At 55.6% G+C, this 257-nt stretch carries 1 pseudogene; it reads right to left on the bottom strand.

What is annotated here, in order from left to right:
* A pseudogene (locus AACU55_RS23410) lies at window positions 1–257 on the bottom strand (IS4 family transposase); the annotation flags it as partial.

Raw genomic sequence — 257 nt, forward strand, 5'->3', positions numbered from 1 at the left:
AGTTCCATCAGGCAGACCATGCGGACCTGAGGATATCCGCGTTCGCCGTGCTGGTTCGAAGCCTTACCGAAGGCCTCTGCATTTTCAGGCGTGTCCTGCGTATGCCAGACTACGCCATCGACGGCATTGAGTGTCAGTCCGTGCCAGAGAGGATGCTTTGCCTCTGCATGCCAGTGTTGCTGAGTGATATCAAACAGAACCCGGATGGCATCTTCACCTAACGTTTTTCTGCGGGCAATAACGGAGCTGGGTGCGGT

The organism is Rahnella sp. CJA17(1/100), assembly GCF_963881615.1.
GTDB classification, from domain to species: Bacteria; Pseudomonadota; Gammaproteobacteria; order Enterobacterales; family Enterobacteriaceae; genus Rahnella; species Rahnella aceris.